Origin of the sequence: Cellulomonas sp. PhB143, assembly GCF_003752595.1 — a bacterium.
GTDB lineage: Bacteria > Actinomycetota > Actinomycetes > Actinomycetales > Cellulomonadaceae > Paraoerskovia.
The window spans coordinates 1-21492 of the sequence record NZ_RKIJ01000005.1; the positions used below are offsets into that span (position 1 = coordinate 1).

Sequence of the window (21492 nt, forward strand, 5' to 3'; positions counted from 1 at the left end):
TCTTGCGTCTGCCCGGGCCGCCGCCCCCCAGCCGGCGGGCGCCCCCCCCCCCCCCCCCACCCCACACCACCCCCCCCCCCCCCCCCCCCCCCGGGGGGGGGGGGCCCCCCCCACTTCTCGGCGGGGGCGGGCGGGGCGCGGACCGGCGGGGCGGGCGGGGCAGGTCAGGCGAGGGCGTCCCGCACCGCGCGCGCGACCGCGTCGGCGTCCGCCGGGCCGGGGCCGCCCGGCGCGTCCACCACCGCGACGACGACCCGGCGGGAGGCGCCCGCCGCGCCGTCGGCCTCCGCGGAGCTGTCGGCTCCGGAGCTGCCGGCCGCCCCCTGCACGGTGCGCGACGCCCCGCGGCGCAGGTCGCCGAACGCCTCCTCGAGCGCCGGGCGCAGGTCCAGCGCCGGGTCGCGCAGCCACCGGCGCAGGATCGCGTTGTGTACCGCGACCACCGACGCCGCGAACGCGACCGATGTCGTCGCCGCACGCTCCTGCGCCGGCAGCGACTCGCGCAGGTACCGGGTGAACGCGCGCTCGTAGCGGTGCGTGGTCACGAGCTCGCGGTCGCGCAGGCTCGGCACCTGCTGCAGCAGGTGGTGGCGAGCCACCGACGTCTCGGGCTGGCTCACGTGGTGGTCGAACACCAGGCGCGCGGCCCGGCACACCTCGACGAACGGGTCGGCCGTCTCGGGGTGGTGGCGCGACTCCGCGAGCAGCACCACGACGTCCTCGAGGAGGACCTCGTGGTCGGCGAAGACGACGTCCTCCTTGGAGCCGTAACGACGGAAGAACGTGGCCCGCGAGATGCCCGCGGCGTCGGCGATCTCCTCGACGGTGGTGCGCTCGTAGCCCTGGCGCATGAACAGCTCGACGGCGGCGTCGACCGCCTCGTGGTGCGCGCGACTTCTCATGGCGGGAGGCTACCCCGCGGGTCGCGGCCGCCGGACGGGCGCGGTCACGGGTGCGCGACGAGCTCGCCGCAGGCCAGCTCCACGGGAAGGACGTTGCCGGGCGGTGCGAGCGGGCACGCCCAGGCGGGGTCGTAGGCGCACGACGGGTTGTACGCGAAGTTGAGGTCGACCACGAGGGCCGCCGCCGCGTCGTCGGGCACCCGGGCGCTGCCGAGGTCGGCGCCCTTGATCGTGTCGAGCAGGTAGCGGCCGCCGCCGTAGGTGGTCGGGCCCGCGCCGGCGTCCTTGACGGGCACGAACAGGCCGCCGCCGTAGGAGCGCAGCGCCCACACGTCGAGCGAGCCGAGGTCGCCGAGCACGAGCCGGCCGACGCGCTCGAAGGGGACGACGCCGTCGGTCCCGGTCGGGACGTCGAGCCGCGCCGCGCCGTCGGCGTCCTCGGGGACGGGCTCGACCGGCGTCTCGAACCGCAGCGCGGGGTCGTAGGCGCCCATCGGCACGCCGGTGAACGACTCGCGGTCCTCGGGCAGGAGGGGCGATGCCGGGTGGTGGGCCATCAGGTCGTCGCGGCCCGCGACCCAGGTGGCGTGGGCCGACGCCGGGTCGTGGGCGGCAAGGTCGCGGACGCTCGCGTAGAGGGCCTGGACGCGGCGGCGCCAGTCGACGACGTGCAGCTCGGGGATCATCCGGCCAGGGTGTCAGCCGGTGCGCTCCCTCGCCCGCGCGAGCCCGCCTCGGCGGGCAGGTCAGGCGCCGTCGCGGTTCCCCGTGCGCTGCAGGTGGCGGACCTCCCGCAGCGCGATTGCGCCCGCCACGAGGCACGGCACCCACGCCCACGGGTGCCCGCGCAGCACCCCGCCGAACAGGCACCACAGCGCCACGATCCCCGCCGCGGCGACCGTCAGGACGCTCGCCCACCGCACCGCCGTCACCGGGCGGCACCCCCGGGCCGGCCGGAGCGCTCGAGCGCGACCTGCTCGAAGACCCGCTGGTCGGCCGCGAACTGCGAGTCCGGGATCGGCCAGTGCAGCACGAGCTCGTCGATCCCCGCCTCCGCGTAGCGCCCTGCGGCGTCGTCGAACGACCCCAAGGACTCCAGCAGCGGGTCGGGCGTGAAGCCGGTGAGCAGCACCGTGTGCAGCGTCGCCGGGTCGCGACCCGCGTCGGCGCACGCCTGACGCACCCGCGCGACCTGCTCGCCGACCCGTGCGGCAGACTCGGCGGGCGTGAGGTCCGTCCCCGCCCCGGTCGAGACCCAGCCCTGCCCGTGCGCCGCGGCGACCCGCATGCCGCGCGGCCCGCCGGCCGCCACGACGAACGGCATGCGCGGGCGCTGGGTCGAGCCCGGGATCGTCCGCGCCTCGTGCGCGGAGTAGTAGGTGCCCGACGACGTCACGTCCGCCTCCGTCAGCAGCCGGTCGAGCAGCCCGACCATCTCCTCGAAGCGCTCCGTCCGCTCCCGCGCCGGCCACGGCTGCCCGCCGTAGACCGTGGCGTCCCAGCCGGACGACGTGCCCGCGCCGATCCCGAGCGTGATGCGCCCGCCCGAGACGTCGTCGAGCGTCATGAGGTCCTTCGCCAGCGTGACCGGCTCGCGGAAGTTCGGGGAGGTGACGAGCGTGCCGAGGCGCAGCGACGTCGTCGTGCACGCGGCCGCCGTGAGCGTGGGTATGGCGCCGAACCACGGGCCGTCGCGGAAGTTCCGCCACGACAGGTGGTCGTAGGTGTACGCGGTCTCGAAACCCAGCTCCTCGGCGCGGCGCCAGACCTCGCGGCCCTCCGACCAGGGGTAGACCGGCAGGATCACGGTGCTCAGTCGCATCCCCCGAGCGTAGGCGCACGGAGCGCGCCGCACAGGACGCCCGGCACAGGGCACGGGCTGCGTGGCCCGCGCACCGCTAGGCTCTGGCTCTCGTGAGATCTCTCGTCGACGTCGTGGCGCCGCCGCGCCTGGGCCACGGCTTCCGGTGGCTGCTCGCCTCGTCGTGGGTCTCGAACGTCGGCGACGGCCTCGCCCTGGCGGCCGGGCCTCTGCTCGTCGCCAGCCGCACCGACGACCCGTTCGTCGTCGCGCTCGCCGCCCTCCTGCAGTGGCTGCCGCCGCTCGTCTTCGGCCTGTGGGCCGGCGTCGTTACCGACCGGGTGGACCGCCGCCGGCTGGTGGTCGCGGTCGACACCGCGAGGTGCGTCGTCCTCGCGCTGCTCGCGCTCGCGGTGGTGACCGACGTCGCGTCGATCGCCCTCGTGCTCGCCGCGATGTTCCTGCTCGGCACCGCGGAGACGTTCGCGGACAACGCGACGAGCAGCATCCTGCCGATGCTCGTGCGCCGGGACGACCTCGTGCTCGGCAACGCCCGGCTCCAGGCCGGGTTCGTCACCCTCAACCAGCTCGCCGGGCCGCCGCTCGGCGCCGCGCTCTTCGCGGCCGGGCAGGCGTGGCCGTTCGCTGCGCAGGCGGTGCTGGTGGCGTTCGCGGTGCTGCTCGTCGCGCGCGTCGCCCTGCCGGCGCCGGAGCGGCAGGGCGGGCCGCGGCCGCACGTCCTGGCCGAGATGCGCGAGGGCGTCGTGTGGGTGTGGCGCCACGCCGCGGTCCGCACCCTCGTGCTGACCATCTTCGTCTTCAACTGGACCTACGGCGCCGCCTGGTCGGTCCTCGTGCTGTACGCGACGCAGCGCCTCGGGCTCGGCGCGGTCGGGTTCGGACTCGTCACGACGGTGATCGCCGCGGGCGGGCTGCTCGGCACCCTCTCCTACGGGTGGATCACCCGGCGCGTCTCGCTCGCCACCCTCATGCGCGTGGGCCTGATCATCGAGACGTTCACCCACCTCGGCCTCGCGCTGACGACGACGCCGTGGGTCGCGCTCGTGATCTTCTTCGTGTTCGGTGCGCACGCGTTCGTGTGGGGGACGACGTCGGTCACCATCCGTCAGCGCGCCGTGCCGACCCTGCTGCAGGGGCGCGTCGGGGCGGTGTACGTCGTCGGCGTCTACGGCGGGCTCGTCATCGGCGCGGCGATCGGCGGCGCGCTCGCCCAGCACGTGGGGATCACCGCGCCGTTCTGGTTCGCGTTCGTCGGCTCGGCCGTCTTCGTCGTGCTCATCTGGCACCAGCTGCGGCACATCGCGCACGCCGACGCCCGCCCGGGACCCGCGGACGCGTAGCTGCGTCCACGGGCGCGCCGGGGGCCGGGCGAAACTCAGCTGCGCGGTCGTGCGAACACGTTGACGAGGTTTCCGTCCGGGTCGCGAAACAGCGCGGAACGGTTTCCCCACGGCATCGTCGTCGGTTCGAGCACGATCTCCTCGAGAGTGTCGCGGAACTGCTCGAACCGGTGGTCGACGTCGTCGACGTCCTCCACGGCGAGCTCGATGATCACCGAGCTGTTGCTGCTCGGCCGTGGCGCCTGCGCGCCGAGCCCGGCGACGGTCTCCGGAGCGGCGATGGCCAGCGTGCCGACCCCGGTGCGGATCTCGGCGAAAGCCGGCGCCGGCCGTACCGCGGCGATGCCCGTGACGCGCTCGTAGAAGCCGACGAGCCGGTCGACGTCGTGCGTGATGACCCTGATCGAAGCGAAGTCCATGGTGTCCTCTCCGCCGGATCGCTCGACCCGGCAGGAACCATGCTGCAGGGCGCGTGCGACAGCGTCCTGTCGGTGTTCGGAGATCTCAGCCGGCGGCGGACACCGGGCGCAGGTCGCCGTACGGGATGTCGAGGTCCTCGGCGCGAAAGCTCCGGTGCGGCGACTGCTCGCCGGTCGGCTCGAGCGCGACGATCCGATCGCTCCGGAAGACGCGGACGGCGTCGCGGGCCCGGCACCAGGCGACGAGGTACCAGTGCTGGCCGCGACCGACGAAGCCGAGCGGTTCGACCTCCCGGGACGTCTCGGTGCCGTTCCGGTCGCGGTAGCGCAACCGCAGCACGCCCCGCGTGCGGAGTGCTCCGGCAAACCCGTCGGGGGCGGTTCCCGCGCTGTCGTCGTCGAGGAGGTGGACGCGGGCTGCGAGCTCCGACGTCACCTCGAGTCGACGTTCGTCCGTGACGGCGAGCACCTTGCGGAGCGCGGACGCAGCGGGTTCTCGGAACGGGCTCGTCGCCAGCGTGCCGAGCGCGATCGCCACCGCGAGCGTCTCCTCCACGGTGAACCCGAGCGGCGGCAGCGTGTGCGAGGGGTCGAGGCAGTACCCGCCGGTCCGCCCGGTCTCCGCCCAGATCGGCACGCCGGACTGCTGCAGGGCGGCCAGGTCCCGCTCGATGGTGCGGGCGCTGACCTCGAACCGCTCTGCGAGGCGCCGGGCGCTCCGGGGCCGCGGTGCCACCGCACGCAGCTCCTCGACGATCGCATACAGCCGGTCGGTGCGGTTCATCGACCGACCATAGTTGCCGCAGCCCGCCGCCCTGCGCGAGCCGCCCGGCCGGCCACTCCGCTGCCGGGTCGAGCCCGCCCCCGCGGACGCGTAGCGTCGGGTCCCATGACCGATCTGCGCATCTTCACCGAGCCCCAGCAGGGCGCCACCTACGACCAGCTCCTCGCCGTCGCCAAGGCCACGGAGGAGCTGGGGTTCGACGCCTTCTTCCGCTCCGACCACTACCTCGCGATGAGCGGCGACGGCGGCCCCGGACCCACGGACGCCTGGACGACGCTCGCCGGTCTCGCGCGCGAGACCAGCCGCATCGCGCTCGGCACCCTCGTCTCCTCGGTGACGTACCGGCACCCGGGGATCCTCGCGATCCAGGTCGCGCAGGTCGACCAGATGTCGGGCGGGCGCGCCGAGCTCGGCCTCGGTTCCGGCTGGTTCCGGCGCGAGCACGAGGCGTACGGCATCCCGTTCCCCGAGAAGCGCTTCGGGCTGCTCGAGGAGCAGCTCGCGATCGTCACGGGCCTGTGGTCGACGCCGGCCGGCGAGACGTTCGACTTCTCCGGCGAGCACTACACGCTCACCGACTCGCCGGCGCTGCCCAAGCCGGCACGGTCGCCGCTGCCGGTGATCGTCGGCGGCAACGGGCCGCGGCGCACCCCGGCGCTGGCCGCGCGGTTCGCCACCGAGTACAACGCAGCGTTCCCCGAGCTCGCGGACGTCGCGGCGCGGTTCGCCGCCGTGCGCGAGGCCTGCGAGGCCGCCGGCCGGCCCGCCGACGACCTCACCTACTCGACGGCGCTGGTCCTGTGCGTCGGCAAGGACGAGGCGGAGTTCCGGCGTCGCGCCGAGGCGATCGGACGCGAGCCGGCCGAGCTGCGCGAGCACGGGATCGCCGGCACCGTCGACGAGGCCGTCGCGACCCTCAACCGCGTCGTGGCCGACGGCGCGGACCGCGTCTACCTGCAGACCCTCGACCTGGACGACCTCGACCACCTCGAGCTCGTCGCCCGGGAGGTCGCGCCGCAGCTCGACCGCTGACGGCGACGTCGTCCCTCTCGCCGACGGTGACGCCTTGTTCGCCGACGGTGACGCCTTGTTCGCCGACGGTGACGTTTCACGGCTCCGGAAGTCCTCTTCGGGGCCGGAAACGTCACCCTCGGCGAGGGTGACGTCACCGTCGGCGAGGGGGATGTCGCCGCCGGCGGAGGGCGGGCAGGGGCGGGGCGGGCGCCGGCGGAGTGTCGGTGGGTGAGACCCGGGATGCGTCGCGCCGTGTCGCGCACGTGAAATGTTCGTTTCGCCGACGCGGTCCGCCGACGCCGCACCCGCGGCTTTCCGCCGTTCCCCCGCACGGGCCGCCGGCGCGCGCCCGACACCGGTGCATGACATCGGGCGCCGCGTGCCGCACGCTTGCCCGATCACGACAGCACCACCGGCACCACAGCACCACCGAGCAGCACGCGCACCACGACCGACGCCAGAGCCGCCGCCGCACACGGTCCGGCCGTCGTGGCCGGCCCGTCGAGAGCCCCCGCACCAGAGCGAGGACACACGATGGCACTCTCCGAGTTCGACCGGCTGGTCGTCAGCCCCCGCCGCACCGAGTTCCGACCGGTCGGCCAACCCTTCGCCGAGCAGACCGAGCACCGCGACCGCGAGGCGCTCGCCGAGGAGCGCGAGCTCCTGCGGCGCCACGCGCAGGCGGACAGCGCCTCGCACTCCCCGTCGCTCATGCTCCTCGTGATCGTCGCGACGGTCGGCGTGATCGCGTACGCGGTGTTCCTGCTCAACCCCGCCAACCGGGGCGACCTGCTGCCCTACACGCTGGTCGTCACGGCGGAGACCGTGCTGGTGGTCCAGGCGCTGTTCGCGATGTGGACGGTGCTCTCGAGCGGGTATGACGCGCGGACGTTCAGCTTCTACCACGCGCAGGACCACCTGTTCGACGTCGGCCAGATCATCCGCGACGGTGCCGAGGACGAGCCGCACCGGTGGCAGATGTACCTCGAGGACAAGCCCGTGAGCGTCGACGTGTTCATCACGACGTACGGCGAGGACCTCGACACGGTCTACGAGACCGTGCGCGCCGCCCTCGCGATCAAGGGCGAGCACCGCACGTGGCTCCTCGACGACGGGAGGTCCGACGACGTCCGCGACCTCGCCGCGCAGCTCGGCGCCCGGTACGTCCGGCGCCTGTCGGGCAACGGGGCGAAGGCCGGCAACGTCAACCACGCGCTGTCGATCGCGAAGGGCGAGTACTACGTCATCCTCGACGCGGACTTCGTGGCCAAGCCCGACTTCCTCCTCGAGACCGTCCCGTTCTTCGTCGACCAGAACGTGGCGTTCGTCCAGACGCCGCAGACCTACGGCAACCTGCACACGGTGATCTCCCGCGGCGCCGGGTACATGCAGGCCGTCTTCTACCGGTTCGTCCAGCGGGGTCGCAACCGGTTCAACGCGGCGTTCTGCGTCGGGACCAACGTCATCTTCCGACGCGCGGCGATCGACGACATCGGCGGGATGCACACCGACTCGAAGTCCGAGGACGTGTGGACGTCCGTCGAGCTGCACGAGGCCGGGTGGCGCTCGGTCTACATCCCCAAGACGCTCGCCGTCGGGAACACGCCCGACACGATCGAGGCGTACACCAAGCAGCAGCTGCGCTGGGCGACGGGCGGCTTCGAGATCCTGCTGCGGCACAACCCGCTCAGCCCGCGCCGCCGCCTGACGATGGACCAGCGGCTGCAGTACATGGTCACCGCGACCAACTACCTCGCCGGGATCTGCCCGCTGCTGCTCATCCTCGTGCCGCCGCTGCAGATCTACTTCGACCTGCTGCCCGTGGCGGTCACGACGAGCTGGCAGGAGTGGCTCCTGTTCTACGCCGGCTTCTACGTCATGCAGATCGCCGTCGCGCTGTTCACCATGGGCTCGTTCCGCTGGGAGGTGCTGCTGCTCGCGGCGGTCTCGTTCCCGATCTACACGCGGGCGCTGTGGAACGTGATCACCGGCCAGGAGCAGGCGTGGCACGTCACCGGGCGCAAGGGCGCCCCGACGTCGCCGTTCACCTTCATCGTCCCGCAGGTGCTGTTCTTCGTGTTCCTCCTCCTGACCTCGGTCGTGGGCGCCTGGAAGGACTGGGGGTCGGGCTCGCTGAGCCTGGCGCTCGCCTGGAACACGACGAACGCGCTGATCCTCGGCGGGTTCGTGGTCACCGCGTTCCGCGAGTCCCACGCGACGCGCGCCGAGCACCGGCGAGCGCAGCGTGCCGAACCGCCCCGCCCCGCCATCACCGCCGGAGGTGTCGCATGACGTGGGCCGTGCGCCTCAGGCTGCTCGTCGGGATCGTCGTCGTCGTCGCGCTCGTCGCCGCGATGACCCTGCTGCTCAACCGCCGCGACGCCCAGGCCGCCAGCCAGGTCGCGACGCTGCGCAGCATCGCCATGGACGTCGGGACGGACTACCCCGGCGTCGTCACGAAGGTCGACGTCAAGGAGGGCGACGAGGTCGGCAAGGGGGACCCGATCCTCACCCTGCAGAGCGCCTCGCTCGAGTACCAGCTCGAGGAGGACCTGATCGACCCGAGGTCGCCCGCCTACACGCTCGACCGGCACGGGAGCATGACGCTGCTCGCCCCGGCCGACGGCGTCGTCAGCTCCCTCGGCACGTCCGTCGGCAGCTTCGTCGCCAACGGCGCGGTCGTGGCCCAGGTCGAGCGAGCCCTGACGATGTACGCGGACGCGACGTTCGAGTTCGAGCCGCGGGACTACGCGCGGCTCGAGAAGGGCGCGCCGGCGACCATCACGCTGCCCGACGACTCGACGATCCAGGGCGAGGTCGAGGCGATCACCGTCGACAACGACCAGGACCGGGCGCTCGCGACGCTGGAGATCTCCAGCCACGACCTCGTCCGGGGTGACCGCCGCGGCCTCGTCGCGTCGGGCACGCCGGTCTCGGTCGTCGTCGACCTGCGCGACGACGGCGTCCTGGCCCCCGCCACGGCCTCGTTCGACGACTTCCTCGCGCGGGTCGGTCTGTGACGGCCGGCCCGCGGGGGCGGGCGGCGCGACCGGCGGCTCGGCGGCGGGCCGGGGCGGCCCTCGTCGCCCTCGTCGCCCTCGTCGCCGGTCTCGGCGGCGGGTGCTCCGTGCTCGGTGGCACGGGACCGCCGGGAGCGACCTCCGCCCCGGGTGCCGCCCCCGCCCCGACCCGCGCCGGCGTCGCGCCCGACGTCGGGGCGGCGCTCGCCGACCTCCCGCAGGAGTCGCTCGCCCCCGCGCCCACCCTGCGCGTGGCGGACGGTCTCGTCCCGCCCACGAACCGCTGGTTCTCGGGCCTGGCGATCGGCGACGAGCCCCAGCCGGTCTTCGCCACGCCGCTCTCCTTCGCGGCCACGGCCGACGGCTTCACCTTCGGGGTCCCGGACGTCACGACCGGCCCGACGACGATCACGGGCGCTCTCGCGCCCGACGTCGCCGTGGGCCTCGGGGCCGCGTCGTTCGCGGTCGGCGCGGACGACGCCGCGTCGGTCACGCTCATCTTCCTTGCCGACGACGGCGCGCGCCTCGGCACCCTCGTCCTCGCCGAGGGCTCGCCGCTCGTCTCGTACACCGCCGCTGCGGACGGCGAGGTCCAGGTCCCGGGGTTCGCCCCGTCGTCGGGCGCCGGGGGCAGCGGCAGCACCCGTGCCGCCGGGACGAGCGGGCGCCAGGTGCTCGGCGCGACGCTCGGCGACCGCGGCTACCTGCTCGCGGCGCCCGACGGCGCGCAGGTCGCGGACGGGCGCGTGACGCTCGAGGCGGGGCAGTCGCTCGTCTGGGGGGCCCTGCCCGACGGCGCGAGCGTCGCGGATCCCGGCACGGGCGGTGCGGCGCTGCTGGACGCGATGCGGCGGCCGGTCACGGGGACCGACGTCCGCTACGGCGCCGGGACGTCGGCGGTCTCCACCGCCGTCCGCTACCGGACGTCGGGCGCGGGGACGGGCACCGTCGTCGTCCGTCTGCCGCACCAGGAGACCGCCGCGCGGGGCGCCGAGGCGCCCCGCTGCGGGCTCGGCTCCTACGCGACCGTGCTCGGGACGGCCGAGCTGTGCACCGCCTCGACGCTCGCGTGGTCCGCCCCCGCGGTGGCGCCGTCGGGCAGGCTCGACCTGTCGGGGCTCGACGACGGCGCGCGCCGCGAGCTCGCGAGCCAGGTGCGCGCGGACGCCGGGGCGCTGCCCGCCCGGCCCTCGGACACCTACTACGGCGGCAAGGCCCTCGCGCGCGACGCGAACCTCCTGGACCTGGCCGACCAGCTCGGCCTGGACGACGTCGCCGGACCGCTGCGCAAGGACCTCGCGGCCGCGCTGCGCGAGTGGACGCAGCCGCACGGCTGCGAGGAGCGCGACGCGCGCTGCTTCGTGCACGACCCGGTGCTGGGCTCGGTGGTGGGCCGGACGCCGTCGTTCGGGTCCGAGCAGATCAACGACCACCACTTCCACTACGGGTACTTCCTCTACGCGGCGGGCGTCGTCGCGGCGGACGACCCGGGGCTGGCCGACGACCTCGCCCCGGTGATGAACCTGCTGGCCGCCGACGTCGCCGCCGGCGCCGCGAGCGACGAGCTGCCCGCCACGCGGGTGTTCGACCCGTACCTCGGGCACTCGTGGGCCTCGGGGTACGGGCAGTTCGCGGACGGGAACAACCAGGAGTCCTCCTCGGAGGCGGTCTCCGCGTGGAACGGGCTCGCGCTGTGGGCGCGGGCGTCCGGGCAGGACGGGCTCGAGGCGCAGGCGCGGTGGATGCTGGGCGCGGAGGCGGCGTCCGCGAAGGCCTACTGGACGGACTTCGACGCGTCCGACCCCGTGTACGAGGGGTTCGCGCACCACGTGACGTCGCTCGTGTGGGGCGGCAAGCGCGACTGGGCGACATGGTTCTCGGGCGACCCGAGCGCGATGCTGGGGATCCTCGTCCTGCCGATGTCGCCCGTGGGCGGCTACCTCGCGGGGGACCCGGACCGGATCCGCGCGAACCTCGACGAGGCGCTCGCGGGGGACCCGGGCGGGTACGACGTGGTGTTCGGCGACTATCTGCTCATGTACGCGGCGCTCGCGGGGCCCGACGACGCGGCGTCGGCCCTGAAGACCGCGCGGGACCTGCCCGACGACCGGATCGACGACGGGGACACGCGCAGCTACCTGCTGGCGTGGCTGATGGTGCACGCGGCCTGACCGCCGGCCCGTCCGCCGAGACGTCGAATTCGGCCCCCGATTCTTCGAATCCAGGGGCCGAATTCGACGTCTCGGCGGAGAGGGAGGCGTCAGCGCAGGGGGAGGCCGAGCACCAGGCCCTCGGGCGTCGGGAGCCGGCGCAGCCCGAGGTGCTCGTAGAACCCGATCGCCCGCACGTTGGCCTCGGACACGCCGAGGTGCAGCCCCGGGACGCCGTCCGCGCGCAGCGCGTCGAAGAGCGTCTCGAGGAGCCGGCGCCCGTTCCCGCCGCCCTGGGCCGCCGGCAGCAGGTCGACGTGCAGGTGCGCCGGGTAGTCGTCGAGCCACGGGGCCGACGTCGTCCCGGGCGCGTGGATCATCCGCACCAGCAGGTCGTCGGGCGAGCCGGCGGGGAACGCGTCGCGCGGGTGGCGCTCGCGCAGCGCCGGCCACCACTCGCGCTCGCACCGCGCCTCGAACGCGGCCGTGTCCCGGGCGCCGACGACGTACCCGAGCGGGCCGTCGCCCGCACCGTCGTCGCCCGCACCGTCGTCGTCCAGGACGAACGCGAGGTCGGGCTCGAGCGCGAGGTAGGCGCCGAGGTAGATCTCGCCCAGGAGCCGCGGGGCGCGGTAGCGCGCGGTGGCGTCCTCGCCGTCCGCCCCGGTACGCAGGCACACGTCGTAGAGCCGCCGGACCTCGTGCGGGTCGTCCGTCCGCGCGGGGCGGACGACCATGTCAGCCGGCCTTCGTGGCGCTCGGCGTCGGCGTGGGGACGTGCTCGGGCGTGATCTCGTCGACGGGCACGCAGCCCTTGACGCTCTTGAGCGTGGAGTCGGCGGTCAGCCCGACGTCGTCGTCGTCGATCATGCCCTGGAAGTCGCTGCCGACGGTCACGCTGACGGTGCCCGCCTTGCGGTCGTCGAGGGCGATCACGGGGGAGTCGAACTGCGCCGCGACGGTGTACGCGGCGGCGAGCGTCTTCTTGTTGGACGAGATCTCGATGTAGTCGAGCTTCTGCGTCGCGTTCCCGAGGCTCACGACCGTGAAGCCGCGCTCGGTGAGCATGTTGCCCGTGATCTTGGCGACGCCGATCTCGCCGCTCGCGTTGAGCACGTCGACCTTCACCTTCTCGTACGGCACCGGCTTGGTGTCGTCCGGGATGCAGGGCTGCTGGACCTGCGAGCGGGCGTCGTCCTTCGCGAAGAACTGCTTGTCGAACGGCGGGTCGACGGCGCCGGTGTACACGGCGAGCGCGCCGACGGCGATCACGGCCAGGACGGCGATGATCAGGCCGAAGACGACCGCCTGGCGCTCGTGCTCGTGGCGCCGCCGCCGCTCGCGGGGCGTCTGCCGTTCGGGGGTGCTCACTCGGAGAGGCTCCCCGCGGTGGAGCGGGTGGTGGCGCCCTCGACGACGAGCACGCGGGCGTGCAGCACGGGGCGCTGCTGCAGCGCGGCCCGGACCGCCCGGTGCAGGCCGTCCTCGAGGTACAGCACCCCCTCGAACTCGACGACGTGGGCGAAGAGGTCGCCGTAGAAGGTCGAGTCCTCCGAGAGGAGGTTGCGCAGGTCGAGCATGCTCTTGGTCGTGATGAGCTCGTCGAGGCGCACCTGGCGCGGCGGGACGTCGGACCAGTCGCGGGTGCTGACTCGTCCGTGGTCGGGGTAGGGCCGCCCCTCGCCGACGGACTTGAAGATCATGGCCGCCAGTCTAGGCGAGGCGGGCCGGTGTGCCCGGGAGGATCCGTCACGCGGCGAGGTCGCGTCGGCGGAACCCGGCGAAACCGGCCGTGACCAGCACGAGCGCGACCACGGCCAGGACCGCGAGGGGTGTCGCGTCGGGATCGGCGTCGGCGACGGTGGGCACGTTCTCGTAGGGGGAGAGGTCCAGCGCCCAGCCGGGCAGGTCGAGCAGCGCCCCGAAGAGCCCGACCACGAACGCGTACGCGAGCAGCGCCCACGCGAGCCCCGCGAACCGTCCCAGCGCGCCCTGGAGGGCGACGGCGACGCCGGCGAGCACGGCGATCGCGGGGACGTAGGCGAGGTGGGCCAGCACCAGGCGCCCGACGACGGCGTCGTCGATCCCGCCGATCTTCTCGCCGAGCCCCAGGGCGAGACCGGAGACGACCAGCAGGACGACGGTGCCGACGGCGGTCACGGCGAGCTGGGCGCCGAGCCACCGGCCGCGCGAGACGGACGCGGCGAGCACCGGTTCCAGGCGGCCCGACGCCTCCTCGGCGCGGGCGCGCAGGACGGAGGACACCGCCCACCCGCCGATGCCGAGGACCATGAAGAGCACCATGACGGCGGCGAACGCGTCGCTGAGGTCGCCGCCACCGAAGACCTGGGCGGCGACGTCGTTGTCCTCGACCATGGCCTCCAGGTCGCCGGTCTCGTCCGCGAACGTCCCGGAGGCGAGGGCGAGGACGGCGACCCCCGCGCCCCACGCGACGACGGACGTCCACTGCTGGCGCCAGGCCAGCGCGAACGGGCCGCGCAGCCCGGGGCGGGCCTGCGCCCGTCCGGCGCGCGCGGGCAGGAGCCCGGCGCCGAGGTCGCGCCGGGCCGTCAGGCGCACGGCGAGGAGCATCAGGGCCGCGAACAGCGCCACGGCGAGGGCGAGCGGCCACCACCGCAGGTCCACGTACGGGCGCGTCTGCTGGGTCCAGGCGACGGGGGAGAGCCACGAGACCCAGCTGCCGTGCTCGACGTGCACGTCCCCGGCCGCCTGCAGGAGGTAGGCCACGCCGAGGACGGCGAGCGCCGCGCCCGACGCGGTCCGCGCGTGCTCGCTGATCTGGGACGTGACGCTCGCGACCGCGGCGAAGACCATCCCGGTCAGCGCGATCCCGAGGCACAGCGCCGCGGTGTCGGCGACCGTGATCCCCGAGCCGTCGACCGTCGAGGCGCCGGCGAGGATCAGCACGAAGCAGGCGAGCCCGACGGCCAGGTTCGCCACGGCGGCGTCGAGCAGCGCGGCCAGGCCCGGCGCCCGGCGCCCGACGACGCCGGCCCGCAGCAGCTCGGCCCGGCCGGACTCCTCCTCGGCCCGGGTGTGGCGCACGACGAGGACGATGTTCATGACGGCGGCGGCCAGGACGACCCAGAGCGTGAACTCGTTGGCGACCATCGCGCCGAGCGTGTAGTCGTCCGTCCCGTAGCCGGGCCCGGTCATCATGACCGCCGCGGGGCTGGAGACGAGGTCGGCGCGCACCTGGCGGTCCGCGGCCGTGGGGTAGACGGCGTTCAGCGCCGTGACGGCGTAGAGGAACAGCAGCGACAGCGACAGCGCCCACACGGGGATGCGCAGGCGGTCCCGGCGCAGCGCGAACCGGGTCAGGAGGCCGGTGCCGACGGCGGTGGTCATCGCGCGTCGTCCGCGCGAGTGCCGGCGCCGGTGCCGGCCGGGTCGCCGTACTCGCGCAGGAACAGCTCCTCGAGCGAGGGGGGCGCGGTGACCAGGTGCCGCAGCCCGAGCCCGCCGAGCACCTGGACGACGTCGCCGATCCGGTCGTCGTCGACGGTGAAGGTCGCCTCGGTCGCGGCGGGGGCGCCGTCGGCCGCGGGGACCGGAGCGGTGGTCAGGTCGTGGACGCCGGGCACGGTGGCGAGACCGGACGGGTCGCCCGACGTCGTCGCGCGTACGCTCGAGCGGGTCAGGTGCCGCAGCCCGGCGAGCGTCCCGGACTGCACGGCCACGCCGGCGCGGATGATGGTCACGGTGTCGCAGAGCTTCTCGACCTCCGCGAGGATGTGGCTCGAGAGCAGCACGGACGTGCCGCGGTCGGTCGCCTCCCGCACGCACTGCGTGAACACGGCCTCCATCAGCGGGTCGAGCCCCGAGGTGGGCTCGTCGAGGATCAGCAGCTCGACGTCGGAGGCGAGGGCGGCGACGAGCGCGACCTTCTGGCGGTTGCCCTTGGAGTAGGTGCGCGACCTCTTGGTCGGGTCGAGCTCGAAGCGTTCGAGGAGCTCGGTGCGCCGGGCCGGGTCGACCGGCCCGCGCAGCCGGGTGAGCAGGTCGATGGCCTCCCCGCCCGAGAGCGAGGGCCACAGGGTCACGTCGCCCGGGACGTAGGCGAGGCGGCGGTGCAGCGCGACGGCGTCCTTCCACGGATCGCCGCCGAGGAGCCGGGCGGTCCCGGCGTCGGCGCGCAGGAGGCCGAGCAGCACGCGGACGGCCGTGGACTTCCCGGCGCCGTTGGGGCCGAGGAACCCTGCCACCTCGCCGTGCGCGACGGTGAGGTCCAGCCCGTCGAGGGCCAGCACCGTCCCGAACCGCTTGCGGACACCGGTCATCTCGATCGCGGGCGCGGTGCTCATCGCTCTCCTTGGGTGTGGGCGGGTTCGGCGGGCGAGGCCTCGGTGTGTGCGACGTACGCGTCGAGCAGGCTCGAGTCGGTGAGCATGCCCTGGGTGAACAGCTCGAGCGCCGGGGCGCCGACGACGTCCAGGTACTCCCGCACGCCGGTGGCGGGGTCGTAGCGCGCACCCTCGCTCAGCGACCGGTGCAGAAGGACCGCGCCGAGCGAGGTCAGCGCGAGATACCGGGCGCGGGCCGCCTCGTCGCGGCTCGGGCGGATCGTGCCGGTCGCGACGCCGAGGCGCAGGTACTCGACGGCGTCGTCGACCACCTGCTCGAAGAACCTGCGCGCCGTGTCGCCGCCCGCGGCGACGCCGGCGAGCACGTAGCCGAGGACGTCGCCGTACTCGTCCATGGTCGCGAGCTGCGCGAGCAGGTTCCCGGGCCCGCCGGTCAGGGTCTGGGTCTTGGCCTCGCGCACGACCCGCGTGACGTGCTCGTCGCAGGCGACCCGCAGCCCGGCCTTGGTGCCGAAGTGGTGGATGACGAGCCCGGCGCTGACGCCGGCGTCGGCCGCGACGGTGCGCAGGCTCGCGCCGAACCCGTCGCGCCCGTAGCGGGCGATCGCCGCGTCGCGGATGCGGGCGCGGGCGGTGGTGTCCGACGGCGGCGAGCCGGTGCCCGTGGCGGCTGAACGCATGTTCAGCACGCTATACGCCTGTTCAGGCGCCGTCGAGGGATCGAGACGCGGAACAGGGCCCGGCGACGGATCGCACGGGCCCTGCTCTGCGTGCCGGCTCGCGCCGACGTCAGCCGGTGCAGTGCACGGCGTCGTACGAGGCGGTGACCTGCGCGCCGTCGTCCCCGTCGTCGCTGCCGCTCGCGACGGTGACCCGGCCGCCGTCGAGCGAGCCCGTGCGGGCGTTGAACGACTGCGCCGCGCTCCGCCCGGGCTGGACGCCCGCGACCGTGCGCGAGCCGTAGGGCGTCGAGAGCGTGACGTCGGTGGCGGTACCGCTGGTGTTCATCGCGCGCACGGCGACGTAGGCGTTCTTGCCCACGCAGCGCGAGACTGCGGTGACCTCGACGGCTGCCTCGTCGGCGGTGTCGAACGTGATGGTCACGAAGCGCGGACGGTTGTTGTTCGCGTCGGCGAGGAGGTCGTCGAACACCTGGCTGTTGACGTTGTAGGAGATGACGAGCTCGCCCGGCCCGCTCACCGTCGGGTGTGCGGCGACGTTGTACGGCGCGTAGATGTTTCCGACGCCCTCCGGCGCCGTGTAGACGGGCGTGCGGTCGGTGAACGGACCCATGGGCGTCGGCGCGGTGCCGACGTAGATCTGGTGGTCGGTGAAGATCGCCGACGCGGTCGTGGTCAGCACGAACTGGCCGCCCACCGGGGTGACGCTGAAGGACGCGCCGACGTCGTCCCCGACGCTGGCCGACGCCGCCGGGTCGTCCGTCCAGCCCGTCCCGTCCCAGAAGTCCCAGCTCTGCTCGACGAGGTGGCCGGCCTGCGCGCGGGCCAGGTGCATGGCACTGTCCTGGACGCCGTAGACGTAGACGTAGTCGCCGCACCGCAGGAGGTCGGTGCCCCAGCTCACGCGGCCGCTCGCCCCGCCCGGCTCGCCGTAGGTCGGAGTGATGGACTCGACCTGGTAGTCGTCCGAGAGGGTCGCGATGTCCGTGCCGAGCCAGCCGAAGTTCCAGGGCGGCACCCCGTCGGTCTTGCCGGTGCGGCCCTCGAAGAGGCGCAGCTTCCCGCCGTCGACGATGCCGTCCCCGTTCCAGTACCAGGGGTCGCCGTCCACGGCGTCGGGAGGCGAGACGAGGGACTCGGGGGCGTCGTGCGTCCCGGCGGTGACGGTGTCGAGGGGGTGCCCGTCCTGGCCGCTGACCACGACGGAGCCGTGGATGAAGCCGGGCTCGGTCATGCTCTCGTCCGGGTTGACCGGCCCGAGGAACGTGTCGTTCATCAGCCACGCGACCTCGCCGCCCGGCATGTCGGCGGAGTAGACGCCGTCGGACGCACCCCAGCCGCCGTGGTTCGACCAGCCACCGCCGGAGTTGCCGAAATCCCGGAAGGCCTGCGTCAGGTCGTCGTTCGCGGTGGCTCCGGTGACGGTCGGGGCCGATCCGTCACCGCCGGCGGTGCAGGTGCCGTAGTCGGCGGCGTCGGTCGTGGCCGCACCCGAGAGCGGCGAGGCCTCGGCCGGAGCAGCGACGAGCACGGTTCCGGTGAGCCCGGCGAGCAGCAGGCCGGTGGTGAGCGCGCGGGGGCGCAGGGTCCTTCTCATGGGGTTCCTCTCTGAACCTCAGCAGGGGTGACAGCGCTGTCGAGACGTACGTCTAAAGATCAACATGATTGATCTAATCTGTCAACAGGGTCGGGCGTCCCGCCCCGGCCACCCTGCGGGCCGCCGGGATCTGCCGACCGCGGGTCTTGCGCTCTCATAAATCAAGTGCTTTGATCTACGCCATGACATCGCTGTCAGACGGGGACGGGTCATGGCCGACACGTCCCGCACCCCGCACGGCAGACCGGCGCACGGCGCTGGTCGGCCCGGGTCCGACCACGACGGCCGGCCCTTGCCCTGGATCTCACGAAGAGGAGAGAACCATGAGAAGAAGTAGGACCTCGCTGCTCGCCCTCGCGACGACCGCGAGCCTCGCTCTCACCCTCGGCGCCTGCTCGAGCGGTGGCTCGGACGACTCCGCCGCGGGCACGGCCGCCGACCCCGTCGACCTCACGTTCTACATGGACAAGGCCGGATGGATGGACTCGTTCGACGCCGAGAACAAGGTCTCCACGAAGGAAGGCATGCAGCTGGACGTCGTCCAGACGCCGGGCTCCACCGCCGACGCCTTCGACAGCTTCGTCAAGCAGTCCTTCCGGACGGACGAACGACCGGACCTGTTCACCTGGTCGACCGGCCCGAAGCTCCAGGCCCTCGTCGACCAGGGCATGGTCGCTGAGACGACGGACATCTGGGCCAGGGCCGAGAAGGAGGGGCTCGTCCCCGACGGCCTGATCGACAACTACACCTACAACGGCAAGCAGTACTGCGTGCCGCTCAACGTCGCCTACTGGGTCATGTACTACAACAAGCACGTCTTCGAGGACGCGGGCATCAAGGGCGCGCCGACGTCGTGGGACGACATGATGGCCGACGCCGACACGGTCAAGGACAAGGGCGTCGTCCCCTTCCACCAGATGAACGTCTTCTTCGAGTTCGTCTGGTTCCAGGCGCTGCTGGCGAGCACCGACCCGGACGCCTACGCGGGGCTGGGCACGGGCGAGACGAAGTTCACCGACCCGGTCGTCGTCGACGTCGCACAGCAGTGGCTCGACATGATGCACGACGGCTACTTCCTGGACCCGGGCATCAACACCGACCCGCAGACGCTGCTCGCGAACGGCGACGAGGCGATGTCCTACTTCGGCAGCTTCCTCACCGGTCAGCTGAACCAGATCGGTGCGAAGTCCGGGACGGACTACGGCGTCTTCCCGTTCCCGAAGATCGGCCCGTCGGTCGACAAGGACCAGATGATCCTCGAGACCGGTCCGCTCTGCGTCGGCGAGGGCGCCGAGCACGAGGACCAGGCGCTGCGCTACAGCGAGTGGTGGCTCGGCGACGACGCGCAGCAGACGTGGGCGGACACGCGGGGCGACGTGTCGTTCAACCCCCACGTGAAGTCCGGCGACGCCGAGATGCAGGCGCTCGCGGACCGCACGGCCAAGGGCGACTTCCAGGTGCAGCAGCGCTATCAGGAGATGGTGCCGTGGCCCGTGTACACGAAGTCGCGCGAGGTCTTCGGAGAGTTCGTCACCGACGCGCCCGACGACCCGATGGACGGCCTGAAGCAGATCCAGGCCGAGGCCGACAAGTACTGGGCCGAGCAGGGCTGAGCCGCCGCATCGTGAGCGCCGCCGGGAGCAGGACGCTCCCGGCGGCGGGAGGGAATTTGCCATGACCAGCACGCTCGAAAGAACTGTCGCACCCCCCGCCGTGAGGCGGCGCCCGGCGGCCCGCCGTCCGTACCGCTGGACTGCCCGGGCGTTCGTCTTCCCCGCGGTCGCGCTCTGCGTGCTCCTGCTGTACGTGCCGTTCGTCTGGACGACGTTCCTGAGCTTCACCCAGTACGACGGCTTCGGGAGCCCGGAGCTCGTCGGACTCGACAAGTACGCCGAGATGTTCGCCGATCCGGCGTTCGTCAACTCGCTCCTGAACACACTCTTCTGGGTCCTCGGGACCCTTGTCCTGCCGGTCGGTGGCGGGCTCCTCGTCGCCGTGCTCGTCTACGGCCTCAGCGGCTCCTTCTGGTACCGGCTGCCCTTCCTCGTGCCCTACGCGATCTCGGGCGTGGCGGTCGGGGTCATCTGGACGCTGGTCCTGCAGACGCACGGCGCCCTCGACCAGGTGTTCAACCTCTTCGGAGTCGACGACCCGCCGAGATGGCTGCTCGACTCCCCGCTCAACACCCTGACCATGATCGTCGCGGCCGCCTGGCAGGGCGTCGGGGTCAACGCGCTGCTGTTCACCGTGGGCCTGCAGTCCATCCCGAAGGAGCCGCTCGAGGCCGCGCGGCTCGACGGCGCCGCCGGATGGAAGCTCTTCCGCACGATGACCTGGCCGATGCTCACGCCCCTCACCACGGTCGTCGTCGGTCTCGCGATCGTCGGGTCGCTCAAGCAGTTCGACATCATCTATGCGATGACTCAGGGCGGACCGGGCCGGTCGTCGGAGACGCTCGCCCTGACGATGTACAAGGAGACCTTCATCAACAGCGACTACGGCCTCGGCGGAGCGATCGCCGTGTTCATCACGGTCATCACGGTCATCGCCTCGGTCATCTACATCCGGCGCCAGCTCGGCGCCGCGAAGGAGATGTGATGGGACGCGCAGGCACCGTACGCAAGTCGTTCGCCGCCCTCCTCGGGGTCGTCTGGCTGGTCCCCGTCTACCTGATCGTGGTGAACGCGGCCAAGGACAGGGCGACGTACAACCAGACCTCCGCGTGGATCCCCGCCGGCATCAGCGGCCTGTGGGAGAACCTCGGCATCGCCTGGACGAGCGGGCATCTCGCGCAGAGCGTCTCGGCGACGGCGGTCTACGCGATCGTCGCACCGGCGCTCGCGGTGGTCATCGGGGCGATGGCCGGGTACGGCATCGTCGCGCTGCGGCTCAAGCACGGCTTCTTCTGGCTCATCGTCATCTTCGCCTCGACGGTGTTCCCGTTGCAGATGCTGCTGATGCCCTTGTTCATCGGCTACGTCGACCTGAACATCTACGACACCAAGTTCGGCCTGATCCTCGTCTACACCGTGATGGCGCTGGCGTTCTCGGCCTTCGTCATGCGCAACTTCTTCACGGGCGTGGCGCGCGAGATGTTCGAGGCGGCGGTGGTCGACGGCGCCTCGGCGATGCGGATCTTCTGGCGCATCTACCTGCCGCTCGCGACGCCCGCCCTGACGGCGATCTTCATCCTCCAGGCGACAGGGGTGTGGAACGACCTGCTCCTGGGACTGACCCTGTCCCGGTCGCAGGAGGTCCGCCCGCTGATGGCGTCCGTCGCGTCGCTGCAGGGCGTGTACGGCGGGACCACCATGCCGGTGCTCCTCGCCGCGGGCCTGATCGTCTCCGTCCCGACGATCCTGCTCTTCCTGCTCACCCAACGGGCGTTCGGCCGAGGCCTCGCGCTCGGTCAGTTCTGACCCGGCAAGCCGGCCGACCG

21 protein-coding genes are annotated in these 21492 nt (G+C 73.1%); 8 read left to right on the forward strand and 13 right to left on the reverse strand.

The features are described 5' to 3' along the window. Positions 1-164: 164 nt before the first annotated feature. From EDF32_RS01380 to EDF32_RS01395, 4 genes are read right to left on the reverse strand one after another with little or no spacing between them, the layout of a single operon-like run. Positions 165-902: a TetR/AcrR family transcriptional regulator gene (locus EDF32_RS01380; RefSeq protein WP_123306760.1), complete on the reverse strand. Its 738-nt coding sequence runs from the start codon at positions 900-902 to the stop codon at positions 165-167. Between the two features lie 44 nt (positions 903-946). Further along, a complete protein-coding gene (locus tag EDF32_RS01385; RefSeq protein ID WP_123306761.1) occupies positions 947-1588 on the reverse strand; it encodes a DUF1684 domain-containing protein in 642 nt (213 codons plus the stop codon). A 60-nt stretch (positions 1589-1648) separates the two neighbouring features. After that, positions 1649-1834: a hypothetical protein gene (locus EDF32_RS01390; RefSeq protein WP_123306762.1), complete on the reverse strand. Its 186-nt coding sequence runs from the start codon at positions 1832-1834 to the stop codon at positions 1649-1651. Beyond that, entirely contained in the window at positions 1831-2724 is an 894-nt protein-coding gene (locus tag EDF32_RS01395; protein WP_123306763.1) for an LLM class flavin-dependent oxidoreductase, read from the reverse strand. The genes EDF32_RS01390 and EDF32_RS01395 overlap by 4 nt, the downstream gene beginning before the upstream one ends. A gap of 92 nt (positions 2725-2816) precedes the next feature. Between EDF32_RS01395 and EDF32_RS01400 the strand changes: the two genes are divergently transcribed. Beyond that, on the forward strand, positions 2817-4064 hold the full coding sequence (locus EDF32_RS01400; protein WP_123306764.1) for an MFS transporter: 1248 nt from the start codon (positions 2817-2819) through the stop codon (positions 4062-4064). A 35-nt stretch (positions 4065-4099) separates the two neighbouring features. On the opposite strand, the gene EDF32_RS01405 is transcribed toward EDF32_RS01400, so the two are convergent. Both EDF32_RS01405 and EDF32_RS01410 read right to left on the reverse strand, forming a co-directional pair. Beyond that, positions 4100-4483, reverse strand: a complete 384-nt coding sequence (locus tag EDF32_RS01405; protein ID WP_123306765.1) for a VOC family protein — start codon at positions 4481-4483, stop codon at positions 4100-4102. Between the two features lie 85 nt (positions 4484-4568). Next, entirely contained in the window at positions 4569-5267 is a 699-nt protein-coding gene (locus EDF32_RS01410) for a YafY family protein (protein ID WP_123306766.1), read from the reverse strand. Between the two features lie 105 nt (positions 5268-5372). Between EDF32_RS01410 and EDF32_RS01415 the strand changes: the two genes are divergently transcribed. The 4 genes from EDF32_RS01415 to EDF32_RS01430 all read left to right on the forward strand — a co-directional run bounded on the left by EDF32_RS01415 (position 5373) and on the right by EDF32_RS01430 (position 11472). After that, a complete protein-coding gene (locus tag EDF32_RS01415) occupies positions 5373-6299 on the forward strand; it encodes an LLM class F420-dependent oxidoreductase (RefSeq protein WP_123306767.1) in 927 nt (308 codons plus the stop codon). A gap of 516 nt (positions 6300-6815) precedes the next feature. Continuing rightward, complete coding sequence (locus EDF32_RS01420) at positions 6816-8573, forward strand: glycosyltransferase (RefSeq protein WP_123306768.1); 1758 nt, start codon at positions 6816-6818, stop codon at positions 8571-8573. Further along, positions 8570-9301, forward strand: a complete 732-nt coding sequence (locus tag EDF32_RS01425) for an HlyD family efflux transporter periplasmic adaptor subunit (RefSeq protein WP_123306769.1) — start codon at positions 8570-8572, stop codon at positions 9299-9301. Before EDF32_RS01420 ends, EDF32_RS01425 begins: the two co-directional genes overlap by 4 nt. Beyond that, on the forward strand, positions 9298-11472 hold the full coding sequence (locus EDF32_RS01430) for a glycosyl hydrolase (protein ID WP_123306770.1): 2175 nt from the start codon (positions 9298-9300) through the stop codon (positions 11470-11472). The genes EDF32_RS01425 and EDF32_RS01430 overlap by 4 nt, the downstream gene beginning before the upstream one ends. Positions 11473-11561: 89 nt before the next feature. On the opposite strand, the gene EDF32_RS01435 is transcribed toward EDF32_RS01430, so the two are convergent. From EDF32_RS01435 to EDF32_RS01465, 7 genes are all read right to left on the reverse strand, one after another. Continuing rightward, a complete protein-coding gene (locus EDF32_RS01435) occupies positions 11562-12188 on the reverse strand; it encodes an N-acetyltransferase (RefSeq protein ID WP_123306771.1) in 627 nt (208 codons plus the stop codon). Between the two features lies 1 nt (position 12189). Then, on the reverse strand, positions 12190-12822 hold the full coding sequence (locus EDF32_RS01440; RefSeq protein ID WP_123306772.1) for a LytR C-terminal domain-containing protein: 633 nt from the start codon (positions 12820-12822) through the stop codon (positions 12190-12192). Then, positions 12819-13154 (reverse strand): type II toxin-antitoxin system VapB family antitoxin, encoded by a 336-nt coding sequence (locus EDF32_RS01445; protein WP_123306773.1) that lies wholly within the window; start codon positions 13152-13154, stop codon positions 12819-12821. Before EDF32_RS01445 ends, EDF32_RS01440 begins: the two co-directional genes overlap by 4 nt. Positions 13155-13200: 46 nt before the next feature. Then, positions 13201-14820 (reverse strand): ABC transporter permease, encoded by a 1620-nt coding sequence (locus tag EDF32_RS01450; protein ID WP_123306774.1) that lies wholly within the window; start codon positions 14818-14820, stop codon positions 13201-13203. After that, positions 14817-15776 (reverse strand): ABC transporter ATP-binding protein, encoded by a 960-nt coding sequence (locus EDF32_RS01455; RefSeq protein ID WP_123306775.1) that lies wholly within the window; start codon positions 15774-15776, stop codon positions 14817-14819. Before EDF32_RS01455 ends, EDF32_RS01450 begins: the two co-directional genes overlap by 4 nt. Continuing rightward, a complete protein-coding gene (locus EDF32_RS01460; RefSeq protein ID WP_123306783.1) occupies positions 15773-16456 on the reverse strand; it encodes a TetR/AcrR family transcriptional regulator in 684 nt (227 codons plus the stop codon). The genes EDF32_RS01455 and EDF32_RS01460 overlap by 4 nt, the downstream gene beginning before the upstream one ends. 109 nt (positions 16457-16565) lie before the next feature. Continuing rightward, positions 16566-18053 carry a hypothetical protein gene (locus tag EDF32_RS01465; RefSeq protein WP_123306776.1) on the reverse strand — a complete coding sequence of 496 codons (1488 nt, stop codon included), beginning with the start codon at positions 18051-18053 and terminating at the stop codon, positions 16566-16568. 323 nt (positions 18054-18376) lie between these two features. Here EDF32_RS01465 and EDF32_RS01470 point away from each other — a divergent pair, with 323 nt between their 5' ends. From EDF32_RS01470 to EDF32_RS01480, 3 genes are all read left to right on the forward strand, one after another. Further along, entirely contained in the window at positions 18377-19666 is a 1290-nt protein-coding gene (locus tag EDF32_RS01470) for an ABC transporter substrate-binding protein (RefSeq protein ID WP_123306777.1), read from the forward strand. 61 nt (positions 19667-19727) lie between these two features. Beyond that, positions 19728-20651, forward strand: coding sequence for a carbohydrate ABC transporter permease (locus EDF32_RS01475; RefSeq protein ID WP_123306778.1), 924 nt, complete (start codon positions 19728-19730; stop codon positions 20649-20651). Beyond that, positions 20651-21472, forward strand: a complete 822-nt coding sequence (locus tag EDF32_RS01480) for a carbohydrate ABC transporter permease (protein ID WP_123306779.1) — start codon at positions 20651-20653, stop codon at positions 21470-21472. Before EDF32_RS01475 ends, EDF32_RS01480 begins: the two co-directional genes overlap by 1 nt. Positions 21473-21492 lie beyond the last annotated feature (20 nt).